This is a genomic window from Deltaproteobacteria bacterium (assembly GCA_016210005.1).
Classification (GTDB): domain Bacteria; phylum Desulfobacterota; class Binatia; order HRBIN30; family JACQVA1; genus JACQVA1.
Genome location: JACQVA010000189.1, coordinates 1 through 15,116 on the forward strand (window position 1 = coordinate 1; position 15,116 = coordinate 15,116).

8 protein-coding genes are annotated in these 15,116 nt (G+C 66.7%); 5 read left to right on the plus strand and 3 right to left on the minus strand.

Features of this window, described 5'->3' with window-relative positions:
* Positions 1–134: 134 nt before the first annotated feature.
* A complete protein-coding gene (locus tag HY699_18285) occupies positions 135–344 on the minus strand; it encodes a hypothetical protein (protein ID MBI4517758.1) in 210 nt (69 codons plus the stop codon).
* 208 nt (positions 345–552) lie between these two features.
* On the opposite strand from HY699_18285, the gene HY699_18290 reads away from it, so the two are divergent.
* The 4 genes from HY699_18290 to HY699_18305 all read left to right on the plus strand — a co-directional run bounded on the left by HY699_18290 (position 553) and on the right by HY699_18305 (position 11,989).
* Complete coding sequence (locus tag HY699_18290) at positions 553–1,407, plus strand: tetratricopeptide repeat protein (protein ID MBI4517759.1); 855 nt, start codon at positions 553–555, stop codon at positions 1,405–1,407.
* A gap of 2 nt (positions 1,408–1,409) precedes the next feature.
* Complete coding sequence (locus HY699_18295) at positions 1,410–2,180, plus strand: class I SAM-dependent methyltransferase (protein ID MBI4517760.1); 771 nt, start codon at positions 1,410–1,412, stop codon at positions 2,178–2,180.
* A 328-nt stretch (positions 2,181–2,508) separates the two neighbouring features.
* The gene (locus HY699_18300) at positions 2,509–11,046 is read left to right on the plus strand and encodes a hypothetical protein (protein MBI4517761.1); all 8,538 of its coding nucleotides are present in this window, start codon (positions 2,509–2,511) and stop codon (positions 11,044–11,046) included.
* Positions 11,047–11,110: 64 nt separating this feature from the next.
* Positions 11,111–11,989, plus strand: coding sequence for an alpha/beta hydrolase (locus tag HY699_18305; protein MBI4517762.1), 879 nt, complete (start codon positions 11,111–11,113; stop codon positions 11,987–11,989).
* A 21-nt stretch (positions 11,990–12,010) separates the two neighbouring features.
* Here the strand turns inward: HY699_18305 and HY699_18310 are convergent, their stop codons facing one another.
* Together HY699_18310 and HY699_18315 are read right to left on the minus strand one after the other, a co-directional pair.
* Positions 12,011–12,733, minus strand: coding sequence for a YebC/PmpR family DNA-binding transcriptional regulator (locus HY699_18310; GenBank protein MBI4517763.1), 723 nt, complete (start codon positions 12,731–12,733; stop codon positions 12,011–12,013).
* Between the two features lie 80 nt (positions 12,734–12,813).
* Positions 12,814–13,728: a hypothetical protein gene (locus tag HY699_18315; GenBank protein ID MBI4517764.1), complete on the minus strand. Its 915-nt coding sequence runs from the start codon at positions 13,726–13,728 to the stop codon at positions 12,814–12,816.
* A 230-nt stretch (positions 13,729–13,958) separates the two neighbouring features.
* Between HY699_18315 and HY699_18320 the strand changes: the two genes are divergently transcribed.
* Positions 13,959–15,110 (plus strand): sigma-70 family RNA polymerase sigma factor, encoded by a 1,152-nt coding sequence (locus tag HY699_18320; GenBank protein ID MBI4517765.1) that lies wholly within the window; start codon positions 13,959–13,961, stop codon positions 15,108–15,110.
* Positions 15,111–15,116: the final 6 nt, after the last annotated feature.

Consider the following 15,116-nt stretch of genomic DNA (forward strand, 5'->3'; position numbering starts at 1 on the left):
CAGGCACCAAGGCTCTCTGGATCGGGCTGCCACGCATGGACGACATCGCCGAGTTCTTCAAAGTCTTTGCCAAGCTTGCTGAAGGACCCTAACATCTCACGTCACCGTGTCCAGCGAACACTTCTCGGGCAGGATCAGCTCCCAGGGGGAGAGGGAGCAGAACTGTTCAGCGGCTCTTTCAACTCCCGCTTCAGCACCTTGAACGACGCGTTTTTCGGCAGCCAGGCGCGGAACTCGACGAGCTTTGGAACCTTGAAAGACACCAGCCGCTCGCAGCAGAAGGCTTGCACTTCATCCGCCGTCAGCTCGGCGCCGCCCTTTAGCACCACCACGGCCTTGGGGATCCCGGTTCTCCTCCGGCGGCAAAACCGTCACCAAGAGGAGGGCATCGCGCGCCAGATCGAACGGCTCGTCGAGCTGGGTCCGCTCCCCGCCATACTGGGCCTTCAGGGTTACGCTGGGCATGACCATCCAGCGCCGGATTAGGGGTACTGCTTCCGGCTTCTCAACCTGCAAGTGCTAGGATAAGGTCAGCCTCGAGGTGAACGGGCCGTGAGCGAGTGGCTAATCGATACCAACGATCGCCAGTTCGAGACCGATGTACTGGAGCGCTCACGGACGGTTCCGGTAGTCGTCGATTTCTGGGCGCCCTGGTGTGCGCCATGCCGGACGCTCGGCCCGCTGCTCGAACGGCTGGCGCAGGAATACGGTGGTGGGTTCGTGGTCGCGAAGGTCAACGTCGACGAGAATCCGGGACTGGCGCAGGCCTTCGCTGTCAGCAGCATTCCGATGGTGTTGGGGTTGCGCGGGGGCGAGGTGGTGGGTGAGTTCGTCGGCGCGCAGCCGGAAGCAGAGGTGCGCGCGTTCATCGCCCGCCTGCTGCCGAGCCCAGCCGAGCAACTCGCCCAGGAGGCGACGGCACAGTACGCCGCCGGCCGGCTCGACGACGCCGAAGCCATCCTGCAGCGCGCCCTCGAAGCCGACCCTGAGTGCGAGCCCGCGCTAACCGGCATGGCGACCGTGCTGGCCGACCGCCGGCAGTTCGAGCGCGCGCTCGAACTGCTCGAGCGCGTTCCGCCCGGCACCCGCTGGCGGCAAGAAGCTGACCGCATCGCTGCCGCCATCCGCATCACCCAGGCCGGCGGCGGTGATGAGGCGGCGCTGCGGGGCAGACTCGCCGCCGCCCCCGGCGATCTTCAAGCCCGCTTCACGCTGGCGCAGGTGCTCGCCGCCGGCTCGCGCTACGAGGAAGCGCTGGCGGAGTATCTCGATATCGTCAGCCGCGATCGCTCATTCCGCGACGACGCCGCCCGCAAGGCCATGTTGGATATCTACGAGTTACTCGGCGCCGACAGTGAGATCGTAGCCCGCTCGCGGTCCGCGCTCGCCAAGGTGCTGTTCCGATAGCCATGAGCCGACCGGCGATTGATTTCGGAGCGGCGGCGGCCGACTACAGTCGCCACCGGCCCGGGTTTCCCGAGGAGTTCTTCGATTACGTGGGGCGTTATGGCGTCGGCGTCGAGGGCCAGCGCGTACTTGATCTCGGCACCGGCACCGGAACGTTGGCACGGGGCTTTGCCCGGCGCGGCTGCCGCGCCGTGGGCCTCGATCCCTCGCCGGAGATGCTGCAAGCGGCCGCGGCGCTGGCGCGGGAGGAGCAGGTGGCCGTCGGCTGGGTGCGCGCCTGGGCGGAGGCCACCGGGCTGCGCGCGGCGGCATTCGAGGTCATTTGCGCCGGCCAGTGCTGGCACTGGTTCGACCGCGAGCGGGCGGCGGCGGAGCTGGTGCGCTTGCTGCAAACCGGTGGCTTCGCCCTGCTCGCGTACTTCACCTATCTCAGCGACCCCGGTACGGTCGGTCATACGACCGAGGCACTGATCTTGCGCGACAACCCCGGCTGGCCGGCGGCCGGCAGTAGCGGCCGCCACCCCATCTTCGCCGCCGACCTCAGCGCCGCCGGGTTGATTCATCAAGACATCTTCTGGTTCGACCTCGATGTTTGCATGACTCACGAAGCGTGGCGCGGCCGCATCCGCGCCTGCAACGGCGTGCTCACCCTGCCGCCCGCTCAGATCGCCGCCTTCGATGCCGACTTGGCCGCGCTCTTGGCCCGCGATTACCCCGAGCCGCTGGCCGTTGCCCACCGGGTGTTCGGCATCCTGGCGCGCAAACCCGGCTGATCGCCAGGGCCTCGCCGGGTGCTGCCCTGCCGGCTCTCTATCCGGACAGGCGTGTTGGAGCCCGGCTCACGCTTCTGAAAATACTATCCCCGAAAGTCTTCGCGCGTGCCGAGCGGCGGTGACGGCAACGTTCATGTACGCAGGTGATCAAAGTCATGCTCGCAGCCAGGACAGTGGTAAGGGTTAGGGGTAGGATAGCTGCGCTCGTACATACGGGCGTGGGCAAGAGCTGGCAGGAGTTCCAAAGTCCGCTCCGCCGCAGGGAGATTGAGGTCAGCTTGGCAGGGGCTGGCCCGGCGTCCGGTGGCGGATGCGCGGAGGAGACACGATGGATCGACGCGCGCGGTCTCATCTGTTGTGGATTGTCCTTGCCGGAGCGGTGTTGCTGGAGCTTAGCCCGCAGCGGGCCGGAGCTGCGCCAGCACCGGTCATCACATGGGAATACGATCAGGTCCGGCCCGCCATCGCCTTCGGCGGCGCCGCCAACGAGTACCTGGTCGTCTGGGAAGATCATCACTGGGGGTTCGGCACCGACTGGGACATTTACGCCCGGCGTGCCGGCGCCGACGGCGCGCCGCTCGGCAGCGCCTTCGCGGTTGCTTTCGAAGGCGACAAGCACCGGCTCGACCCGGCCGTGGTCTACAACAGCGCTCAGGCGCAGTTCCTGATCGTCTGGGAGTATGAGTATTCGGCCGATGATCGCGACATCTACGCCCGCCGCGTCGCCACCGACGGCGCGCTGAGCGGCGGCGAGATTGCCGTCGCCACCCCGACCGCTTTCGACAGCAACCCGGCGGCGGCGTTCAACCCGGCGCTGGAGGAGTACCTCGTGGTCTGGGAGCGCCGCGCCGGTAGCGATGAATTCAGCCACCATGACATCTATGCGCAACGAGTGAACAACGCCGGCACCGTGCAAGGCGCCGCCATCCCCGTTGAAACCGGCACCACCGATCAGCTCGCACCGGCGGTCGCCTACAATCGTTACAGCGGCGAGTATCTGGTGGTCTGGCAGGACAAGAACCCTACCAGTGGTGAGTTCGACATCGCCGGCCGGCGCGTCGCTGGCGACGGCTCGCTGGTGGGATCGAAGGTCGCCATCTCGACGTGGGAGTACGATCAGCTCAAGCCCCGCGTAGCCTTCGCCAACACCGCCAACGAATTCCTGGTGGTCTGGGAGGATCATCACTGGGGGTTTGGGGCCGACTGGGACATCTACGGCCAGCGGCTGAACGCGGACGGTACGCCCGCCGGCGGCAACTTCGCCATCTCCTGGGAGACGATAAATGCGCGGGTGAACCCGGACGTGGCCTACAACCTCGCCGCCAACGAATACGTGGTCGTCTGGGAGCAGGAGTTCTCCGCCGCGGATCATGATGTGGCCCGGCGCCGAGTGGGTACTGACGGAACGTTGCTCGAAGAGGCGATCAAAGTGTCGGAACTCGGCACGCAAGAAAGCCAGCCGGCGGTGGCGGCCGGCGCGGCCTACGTGATCGCCTGGGAGGACGGCCGCAACAGCGGGACCCAAGGCCTCGATGTCTACGCCGACTTCTTCACCGCCCCCCTGCCAACCCCAACCGCAACGGTGACTGCAACTGCGACCGCCAGCTTCACCGCCAGCTCGACCTACACCCGCACGCCGACGTTGACGCGCACGCCCACTACCACCCGCACCGCGACTGCCACCCGCACCCCCAGCGTAACCCCGAGCGCCACCCGCACCGCGACCCCGACCCGCACGCCCACTCAAACCCGTACTGCCACCGCCACTCACACGCTCACCCGAACACCAACCACAGCGCCGACACCGAGCCACACCGCCACCGCAACCGCGACGTTCACGGCAACACCGGCGCCCTCGGCGACCGCCACGGCAAGCGCGACCGAGACACCGCCGCTCACCCCGACGCTCACGGCGTCCGCTACGCTTACGGCAACCGCCAGCGCCACATCTACGCCCAGCACAACTTGGACCCCAACGACAACCTCCAGCGTCACTGCCAGCCACAGCCCCAGCTCCACGCCAAGTTACACCGCGACGACGACGCCGACCGCCACTGCCACCGCCAGCCCCGGCATCACTCTGCCCCCGTCACCGTCGGCAACACCGACGACTTTGTTTACCGCCACCGCGACTGTCACCGCCGGCAACACTGCAACTCCGACGGCAACTTTCACCACTACTTCGACCGTCGTCTTCTCCGGCACACCGACTGCCACGCCCACAGTGACTCATTCGCCGACACCAGTGTCGTCGGCCGGGCTATGCACGCTCGAAGATCTCAGCCCCAGCGCCGGCAGCACCCCCGGACCGGGCGCATCGCTATGGGGCAAGATGCTGTCGCTGTCGGCGAGCGGAATCCCCGGCGTGGCCGGACCGGCGACAAGTTGGAACAGTCTCAACGGCGACGTGCTGGTCGAACACCTCGCCGCCGCCGATGAGAACGGTCACTTGCTGGTCTTCTACTGGTATGCCGGTAGCGATTGGAAGGCCGTCGACCTGTTCGAGAAGACCGGTGCGCAGGTGGCGATCGAACGACCGGAGAGCTGGTTGTCGGTCGGCAGCACAGCTGGTTTTCTCGAAAACCTCGCGCTGCCTTCGCCCGACGGCGAGCTGCTCGTGTTCACCTGGCGGCCGGGTGGTGATTGGGAAGCGACAAATCTGTCCGCGCTCACGGGCCGCACCATCAAGGGCCCGGTGACGGCCTGGAGCGTACCCCTAGCCGGCGGCGTGTTCGTCGAGCATCTCGCCGCCCGTGCGGCAAACGACGACCTGCTGGTCTTCTACCGGCAAGAGGGCGATCCGTGGCAGGTCAGGAGTGTCACGGCCATCTCCGGAAGAAAGATCGCGGGCGAGCCGGAGGGGTGGGCGGTATTCAATGGCGTCGAAATCGAGGAAAAGGTCGCGGCCGCCGGACCCGGCGGTGAGATGCTTCTCTTCACCTATCGCCCGAGCACGGACTGGGTGGCGCAGGACCTCAGCGCCGCCACCCACCAGTACGTGTCGGGCCCGGCCAGCATGTGGTTTGACCCGGTGGCGCATTACGAGAAGTTCGCCGTGCAGGCGGTCAACGGCGACATCGTCATCTTCTCTCGCGATGCCATCGACGGTGGCTGGGCGGTAGTCAACGTCTCCGCCCAAGCCGGCCTACGCGCCGGGCCGCTGGTGAACTGGCAGACCACAGACGGGGCGACGTGGTACGAGCACCTGGCAGCTACCGGTGCCGGCGAGCATCTGTTCGCGTTTCACCGCGCGATTGGTAGCAGCTGGCAAGCGGTGGATGTTAGCGATCTCACCGGCCGCACTGTCACGCAGCCGCCGACAGCATGGACGGCGCCCGAGGGCCAGCTCACCATCGAGCACTTGGCCGCGCCGGCCGCTAACGGGCAACTCCAGGTGTTCTATTTCACTCCCGGTTACGGCTGGAATGTCGTCGATGCCTCGCTGAAGGCGGGCGGACGCACGGTATACGCCGCCGCACCGCAAGCGGGGGTCTGGCGCTCTCAGGACTACGGCATCACCTGGTCTCAGCTGACGCGACCGCAGCCGCCGCCGGCTGGGCAGGCGAGCGGCACACTGGATGTGCCCATAGTTCTGGACGTAGCGGTGTCGCCCGCTGACCCGCAGATGGTGTTTGCGGCCACGGGCGAAGATCACCGCAATCCGTCGCGCAGCGGGCTCTACCGCTCGACCGACGGTGGCGCCACCTGGAATCTCGTGCATCAGTTCCGCTGCGGCAACCAGGTGCAGCCGGTGACTCAGGTGTTGCTTGCGCCCGGCCAGCCGGCCACGGTGTACGCTGTCGGCGGCTGCGCGATCGCGATCAGCACGAACAACGGCGCGCCCGGCTCGTGGACTGACATCGAGCCCGCCAGCATAACCTCCGGGCGGCGGGTCTGGCACGTGGCCGTCAGCGCGGCGCTGCCCGACGGGACACGACGCGCTTTCGCCTGCGGCGACGGCACGCTCTGGTACTCGCACGACGGCGGCCAGCACTGGCATCGCGACCTCGCTGCGCCAGCGGCCTTGCCGGGGGGCTTCTGCGGCGCCACTGGAATCCGCGGTCACATTCCCGGGGCGCTGGCCTTGGCTATTGATCCGACCAACCCCCAACGGCTGTACCTGGCCCACCCCAACCGCGCCAATGGCCCGAGTTACTTCGTGCACACGGACAACCCGCCGGACCCGGTCGATGGCACGCACTGCAACGATACCGCCGCCAACCCGTTCCGCGGCTGCGGCGAAGGCTCGTTGTGGTACGGCGACCTGACCTCTTTCGATCCGGCGAAGCCCGACCAGCTCAACGGCACCTGGTCGCAACTTCCCGGCCCACCGGTCTACTGGAATGCCGGCGACAGCGGCACCGCCTTCGTCTTCACCCACGCGACCGCCAACGGCTACCTGCTCTTCTTCGCCGACAAAGCCACGCTGCACGTGAGTGCCGGCAAGCCCGCGGCCGGCAGCTGGCACCGCCTCGAAGGCTGGGACGCTTCCCGCAACCACCGCGAGAACCAGCTCTACAACGTTGCGCACGTGCACGTGGATCCCCACGGCTTGTACGTGTCACGCGATTTCAATCTCACGCTGAAGGCTCCACCCAACCCGACAGCGCCCTACAACGAGAACCGGGAGCTGGAGAGCTGCCTGGGCGGCAGGCTGTGGTACGCCAACGACGGTGGCGTCTATCGCACCGATGATTGCGGCGAGACCTGGATCAAGACCTACGCCGGCCTGAGCACGCTGGCGCCGATCAATGTGGCGGTCAATGCGCTGCCCGGGCAGCCGGGCCACATCAATCTGGCGCCGGCGCTGTACTTCGGCACCGGCGACAACGACGACTTCTACAGCCTCAACGGCGGCACCTCCTGGCGCGACGCTTGGGGCCAGTGCGGCGACTGCGACGCCTGGTTCTCCGACCCCGGACAGGTCGGGCGCGTGCTGCGCCTCAGCCCGCGCGCCGCCAAGGGCAATCAGGTGGTCGGAGCATTCGACGTGTTCAGCAACCCGAACGGACATCCCGACGCCGGCACCCAGGCCACAATCCGGTTGTTCTATGACGAGGGCATCGCTCCCTTCGCCGTGAGCTGGCTGGTGGCGGCGGGTTACCGGCCGATTATTCAGACTTTGTCGAGCGAGTCGCCGCTGGAAAACGGCGACTACATCACCATCCGGCAGATCGCCCAACCGGCGCCCACGCCGGCGCGGCGGGTGGTGTTGCGCGCCCGCGATAGTTTCAACACTGCCACACCATGGTCCGAGGAGCCGGCCGCGCTGCCGGCAACGGCGAACGTCAACGTAGTGCAAGCCGCCGGCGGCCACGCCTCGCCGACCTATTACGCCGGCAACGGCTCCGGTTTGTGGCGCAGCCGGCGTGATGCCGGCGGGGTGCTCGCCGGCTGGGATGCCATCGTTCCCGGCGGCGGTGCCACCGTCGCTCAGCGCTTCTTCGTCAACCCGTACGACCCTGACGAGGTTTACATCGTCGATACCGGCGCAATTCGGCGCTCAAACAACGCGCGCGCCGCGGCCCCGACGTGGGCCATCGACACCTTGCTGGACGCCGCGCTCAACCCCGGCGGCGAGTTCAGTTACACCTGCGTGCAAACTACCGGTGACATCAATCTGCCCACGCGCTGCGTACTCAACGATGTCATCTTCGATCGCCAGGAGCCCCGCATCCGTTTTGCGGCCGGCTTGGCGGGCGTGTTCTACTCCGGCGACGGCACCAACTGGTTCCGCCTGCTCGACACCCGCGCCCTGCCCAGCCGCCCGCGCGCGCTCTGGTTCGATCGCCTCACCAGCCCGGGCTTTCACAGCCTTTACATCGCGCTCGATGGCCGCGGCATCATGCGCTGCCACCCCATTCCGGTGACACCGCCGTCCCCGCTCCCGACACCCACACCCAGCGCAAGCGTTACGGCTACGCCCACGATCACCCGAACCCGAACCCGAACCCCGACCCCCACCAGTCCCCCTTCACCCACGCTCACTGCCGTCACACCCGGTTTACCCACCTTCACCCCGAGCCCGACACCCACCGGCACGCTCACGGTTTCGCCCTCACTGCCAAGTGCCACACCCACGCCAACGCCCACACCGGCAGCTACGAGCGTGCTACCGCCGCTGCGACGCGGCTTCGGTGGTGCGATCTTCCTGATCGAGCCGACGCCGCTAGGCACACAGGCGGCGGCCGCCACCAGCCGCCCGCACCGCGGCGTGCGCATCGCTTTGTACGGCTCCGTCGAGCCCACCGGCGGCGGCGAGATGCTGGCGCGGGCACATTCGGCCGCGGATGGCAGCTTCGCTTTGTCCCTCTTCACCGAACCCGGCGAAGAGCTGCCGTATTACTTCCTAACTCTCGACGACCCGAACTACACCGTGGCGGCATTGCTGCCCGGCCCCGGCGGTGAGGTGATCGACGGGCGCTGGATCCGCTACACCAGTGCCGCCGCCGTTCACAGCGGTAACCGCCTCGAGGTGCGGCCAGCGGGCTTGCCGCCACAGGTGGTGATTCCGGAAGTAATTCCGGTGTGGAACGGGCCGCTGCTCTACATCCCTCCCGATGCCCCCATCGACACCGGTCCACCGCTCGACGTGTGGATCCTCGGCATCGAGGGCACCCAAGCGACGCAGTGCTTCGATCAGAGCGCCGGTTACACGGCGTGCGCGGACAACAGCCTGCCGCTATCGGCCGGCAAATCGACGGCGGTGCGGGTCTACATCGGCCACAGCGGCGGCCCGATCACCACGTGCAGCGCGCCGGGGCAGCCGTTCCTCAAGCAAGTTCGCGTCGCGCTAACCTGGCTGACCCCCACCTTCGCCGGCGCGGTTCCGGGCCTGACGATGTGGAGCGGGCCATCGGCGGTGCAGTACTTCGACGTGCCCTGTGCGACCACGCTGGCCGACGGCAGCAGCACGGGCTTGCGCGAGAACTCGTGGGGCGCGGCGACGTTCATCATCCCCAACCCCGGCGGGGATACGCTGGTGCTGCGTGCCAGCGTCAACGATGACCCACCGAAGTACGAGGAGTCGAATTACTCCAACAACCAGAGCGACCTGGTGACCGCGGCGCTCGCCTCGCGCTCGCCGCTGCTGGTGAAGTGGGCTCTGATTGATTACCAGCCATGGAAGTCGGCCTACTATCCGCAGTACCGTGGCGCGCGACTTGCCGATGCCCAGATTGCCGGCGGGGTGGCGGGCCTGATGAAGCAGATGTACCCGATGCCGGTGCAGTACACCCAGAGCGCCACCATCCCGCTGGTCGGCCCCGACACGCGCGACGACCCGTTGTATCTGCGCGATGGCGTCCTTGCCTTCATGCACATGTTCATGTCGCCCCAGCCCGATTCGCTGTTCGGTTGGCTGCCGCTGGGCGCACTCGACGACGCGGCGGGCAAGCCGGTACGCCTCGGGCAGGCGCAGATCGGCGGGGCTACGGGTTATGGAGTGGACCACCGCAACGACGCCGGGCTGCCGGTCAAGATGGCTCAGGCCTTGGCTCACGAGATCGGGCATAATCGGGGCTTGCGCCATCCCAACACCGGCCAGGAGCCGTGTTGGCCATACGGCACGCAGGGACAAATCCGCGAAGCCGGCTTCGCCCTCAACTCACTATCGGTCCAGGGATATAACAAATTGGATCTGATGAACTCCCACGACCTTGATTGGCTGGCGCCGTACACGTGGATGAGGTTGTCGGGCGCGGCCTACGCCAAGGCCTGGGCGAAGGTGGCGCCCGGCTGCGCCGCGAGCGCGGCAGGCGCGGCGCCGGGGCCAGACGGCATGACGCAGGCGGTGATGCTTGTGCGCGGCACCGTGCGGCGTGACGGGGCCGCGACCATCGCCGCGCCGTTCATCGTCGCCGGCGCGGCCACGCCCGAACTCCCCGGCGAGGAGACATATTGCCTCACGCTCGAGGCCGGCGACGGCACGGTGTTGGCCGGTCACTGCTTCGACCTGCGATTCGTCGACATGGAGACGGACGCACCAACAGAAACGGCGAGCTTCGCCTGGGCCCTGCCGTTCAGTGATGAATCCGCCTGGCTGGTGCTGAGTCAGGGGCCGACCGTTCTCGCCGCGCGCGGGCGTAGCATTCGCCCGCCGGAGCTGCACGTACTCTCCGTCAGCGCAGCGCCGCCTGGCGCCGACTCGCTCAGCCTCAGATGGGCGGCCACCGGCGGCGACGAGGACACCGATCCGCTCAGTTACACCGTGCTGTACAGCCCCGACGCCGGCACTTCCTGGACCCCGGTGGCGATCGATATTGAAACCACCGGCCTCGAGCTCGACACCACCTCGTGGCCCGGCGGTGATCAAGCGCAGATCCGGGTGCTGGTCAGCGACGGGTTCCTCACCAGCAGCGGCGACTCCAGCCCGTTCGCGGTGGCGCGCAAGTCGCCGCAGGTGTGGATCACGCAGCCGCAGAACAACGCCGTCGTGCAGCCGCTCGATGCCCTCGTGCTCGACGGCCACGCCAGCGATCTCGAAGACGGCGAGCTGAGCGGGTCAAGCATGACGTGGACGCTCGACGCCGGGGTGGTACTCGGTACCGGCGCGAGACTGATGCTGCCGGGTCTGACCCTGGCGCCCGGCGCGCACGAGATCACCTTGACGGCGAGCGACAGCGACGGCCAGGAGTCCGCTGCCGGCGTGCAGCTCACGGTGGCGGCGCCGGTGCTGTGCGTGGGCGATTGCAGCGAGGACGGTAACGTTACGGTCGATGAACTGGTCCGCGGCGTGAACATCGCCCTCGGTACACTCAACCTCGACACCTGCCCGTCGTTCGATGTGAGCAACGATGGGCAGGTGACCGTGGACGAGTTGGTGCGAGCGGTCAACGACGCCCTGGCGGGGTGCGGCAATCAATGAGCTGTGGTAACAAGAGCCCCAGCGCGGACGCGGTGAACGGCACCCGCTCTGGCGTTGCAGGTGTATGATGAAGCCATCCGAAGTCGTGGAAGAATTCCGGCGCCGGCATTTCGTCGAGGTCGGCAGCGCCCGCATCTGTTACAGCAGGGCCGGCACGGGTCCGGCGGTTGTGCTCTTGCACGGATTTCCTCTGAGCGGCCTCACTTGGCGAAAAGTGGTGCCGGCACTCTCGCAGCGCTTCACCTGCTATGCGTTCGACTTAGTAGGGCTTGGCGAGTCGGACGCGCGCGACGCGGCGGACTTCTCTTCTCAGGGCCAGGCCAAGGTGTTCCAGCGAGCGCTGTCAGCGCTCGGGGCCGCGCCCTACGCGTTGGTGGGCAATGATACCGGCGGCTGGATTGCCCGCGAGCTGGCGCTGCTCGAACCCGCGCGGGTCACGCATCTGGTACTGATGAACACCGAGATTCCCGGTCATCGGCCGCCGTGGATTCCGCTCTACCAGCGCATGGTGCAGTTGCCGGGCAGCGCTCTGTTCTTGCGGCTGATGCTGAGTTCGCGCCGCTTTCGGCGTTCGCCCTTGGGGTTCGGGGGCTGCTTCGAGGATCGCGATCTGATCGACGGCGAGTTCACCGAGTTATTCCTCGATCCGCTGCTGTCATCCAGCGCTCGTCTCGCTGCGCTGGTGCGATTCCTCGCCGGCATGAAGTTCGCGCGGCTCGATCGTTTCAGCGAGCTTCACCGCCAGTTGACCATGGCGGTGGCGTTCGTCTGGGGCGCGGCCGATCCGACCTTTCCCGAAGCGACCGCTCGGGCCATGGCGGCGCAATTTCCCAACGTCGCCGGCTTTTGGTCGATTCCCAAGGGGAAGCTTTTCGTGCACGAAGAGCAACCCGACGCCGTGGCGCAGCTACTCCTCAATTTCCTGAGCGGCGGTAGTGAATGATTGAGGCGAGGTGCCCGGGCCTCAGCCGATGTTGTGGAAGACCTTCTGGACGTCGTCGTCTTGTTCGAGCGTGTCGACGAGCTTGAGCGCGTCTTTGGCATGGTCCTCGGGCAGCTCGACCGGAGTCAACGGCAGGTATTCCGATTCAGCCGAGAGCGGCTTGAGGCCGCGATCTTCGAGCGCCTTTTGCAGGCGCCCGAAATCGGCGAACAAGCAGCGGATGACGAGCTGCGGCTCCCCTTTCTCGCCCGTGCTCTCGCCCATTTCTTCGAGGCCGTGGTCGATCAGGTCGAGCTCGAGTTCGTCCTGGCTGATGCCGGCGGGATCGAGACGGAACACCCCCATGCGTTTGAACAGGAAGCCGACGCTGCCGCTGGCGCCAAGGTTACCGCCGCCTTTGTTGAAGAGGTTGCGCACGTTGGCGACGGTGCGGGTGGGGTTATCGGTGGCGGCCTCGACGATGACCGCGACGCCGTGCGCGGCGTAGCCTTCGTAGAGGATTTCCTCGTACCCCGCAGTATCCTTGCCGGCAGCGCGCTTGATCGCCGCCTCGACTTTGTCTTTCGGCATGTTGACCACGCGCGCGTTCTGGATAACGCGGCGCAGCTGCGGATTGGACTGCGGGTCGGGACCGCCGGCCTTCACCGCGATGACAATCTCTTTGCCGATGCGGGTGAACTGCTTCGCCATCCGGTCCCAGCGGGCGAACATCGTGTGTTTGCGGGTTTCGAAGATACGTCCCATTGCTCGTTCCAAATAAGAGAGTTTGTTTCGCCAAAGCGATAGCACTTCGCGGTGCTCGGGAAAACCCGCGCCACGGCTACCTACAGCACCCGCGTCAACTCGTCGCGTTCGGACCAGTGGAAGCGCACCCGCTTGCCGCTCCAGCGGGCGCGTACGCCTCTGCCTCTCTCGACGCGGCCGATGACCACTGCCGGGATTCGCGCCGCCGCCAATCGGCCGAGCAGCCGCGTTACCCGTTGCGGCGGCACGGTCGCCAGCAGGCTGCCCGAGCCGATCAGCCCATGCGGGTTGATCGCGAAGTGCTCGCAGAGTTTGGCCGTCAACGGATGAACCGGGATACGATCGAGATCCACATCGAGCCGGCAGGCCGAGGCGCTAGCGAGTTCAAACAGGCCGGCGGCGACGCCGCCCTCGGTCGGATCGTGCATCGCTTTTGCCCCGGTGCGCGCCGCCAGCAACGCCTCGGCAACTACTGAGATGCCCGGGCGGTGGTGGAAATACGCCGCCACACGCTGAGCCCGCTCGCCGAGCAAGCGCACAGCTTGCGCCGGGCGCTCGCGCGCCAGGATGGATGTGCCTTCGATGCCCGCCGTCTTGGTGAACACCAGCACGTCACCCGGCCGCGCACCAGCTGAGGTCACCAGTTGGCGGCGCGAGACCACACCCTGCATATCACCTGCGATGACGGGTTGCGTGACGCTGGGCGAGACCTCGCTGTGGCCACCGGTGACGGCGATGCCCAGCGCCCGCGCCGCCCGGTCGATGTCACGAACGATGCCGCGCACGGTTGCCACGGTGGTAGCAGGCGGCACGATCAAGGTGGTTTGGAACCAGCGCGGTTGCGCCCCCATCACAGCGATATCGTTGGCGTTAACGTGCACCGCATACCAACCGATTTCCTGCGCGGTGAAGGTAACCGGGTCGCTTTTCAGCACCAGGCATTGGTGACCTAGGTCGATGACCGCGGCGTCCTCGCCGAAACGTGGGCCGATCAAGACTGCCGGATCCGGTGCGCCGGTACACCGAATTAGCTGCCGCAGCAGCCGGGCGGGTAGCTTCCCGGGGCGCAATGGGGTACTTCGTCGCAGGGTTGTCTCAAACTCGCTCTGCTGAGACATTGTTCGACCTTACCCGTGGCAGCCGGTCTCGTAAAGCCTTGGCCTGGCGTTTGGCACGGCTAGTGCTCTGAATTTTTTAGGCTGATAGGCCGTCGAAGGCTGTGAAAATGCTGACAGACTTCTCCAAGGAATGTTCGTCGCTGCAAACGGAACTGGCGGTGGCTGATGCGCCGCACCGGACCGCCGTGGTGGCGCCCGATGACGACGAGCAAGACGAAGCGAGCGCGCCCGAACTGGATGTCACCAGCGCGTTCTTCGCCGACGTCGCCGAAACTGCCCGGCTAGACCGTGAGCAAGAAACCCGTCTGGCTCATGAGATAGTCACGCGGCGCAAAGTGATCGTGCGGCTGCTGCGTGGGCAACGCCGACTGGTTCGCGCCGCATTGAGCGACGTCGGCAGAAGTTTGGTTCATCCGGACGAGGACTTCCGCGAGCGCGAGACGCTGCTGATACTGCGCGAGGCGCGCCGCTACGCTAGCGGCGCCGACACCGCCACGGAGCGGCATCGCGTGGGTGAATTCGCACGCAAGCTCGAAGATGCGTTGGTCGCCTATCGCGTGGTGCGCGACCAGATGGTCACCGCGAATATCCGCTTGGTGGCGGTGATAGCGCGGCGCTACCGCCATCCCACCCTGTCGCTGCTCGATCTGATCCAAGAGGGTACCATCGGGCTGGTGCGTGCGGTCGAGAAATTCGAGCCCAGCCGCGGCATCAAGTTCAGCACCTACGCGGTGTGGTGGATTTGGCAGCAGATTGCTCGCGCCGGCGACAGTCAGGGTGCGACGATTCGGACGCCTGTCCACTGGAACCAGCTGCGCCGTAAGATGGGCCGTCTGCCGGTCGAAGACTTGGACGACGAACGCGAACGGGTGGCGGAGGAAGCCAACCTTAGCCCCGATCGAGTGGCGGCCATGGCGCAGGGCCTGCAGTGCGTATCGCTGGCGACACCGATTGGCAGTGACGACGAGCGTACGCTCGAAACCACGTTGCCGGCAGCAGTCGAGTGGCAGCCGGAATATCAGACGCTCGGCCGCGAGCTGGGCACTCAGATGGAAGCGGCACTCGAGCAACTACCGGAGCGAGAAGCCGCCATCCTGCGGCTTCGCTTCGGCGTTAACGGCGATCCCTGCGAAACCCTTGACGAGATCGGCAACCGCTTTGGGGTCAGCCGCGAGCGCATCCGCCAACTAGAGGCCCGCGCACTGCGCCAAATGCGCGTGATCTGCGAACGCCAGGGCCTCGGCGAGATCCTGCACTAGCCCATC

Coding starts and splice junctions, on each gene's coding strand:
- HY699_18295 (MBI4517760.1), top strand. CDS start 1,410: ATGAGCCGACCGGCGATTGATTTCGGAGCGGCGGCGGCCGACTACAGT.
- HY699_18300 (MBI4517761.1), top strand. CDS start 2,509: ATGGATCGACGCGCGCGGTCTCATCTGTTGTGGATTGTCCTTGCCGGA.
- HY699_18305 (MBI4517762.1), top strand. CDS start 11,111: ATGATGAAGCCATCCGAAGTCGTGGAAGAATTCCGGCGCCGGCATTTC.
- HY699_18310 (MBI4517763.1), bottom strand. CDS start 12,733: ATGGGACGTATCTTCGAAACCCGCAAACACACGATGTTCGCCCGCTGG.
- HY699_18320 (MBI4517765.1), top strand. CDS start 13,959: ATGCTGACAGACTTCTCCAAGGAATGTTCGTCGCTGCAAACGGAACTG.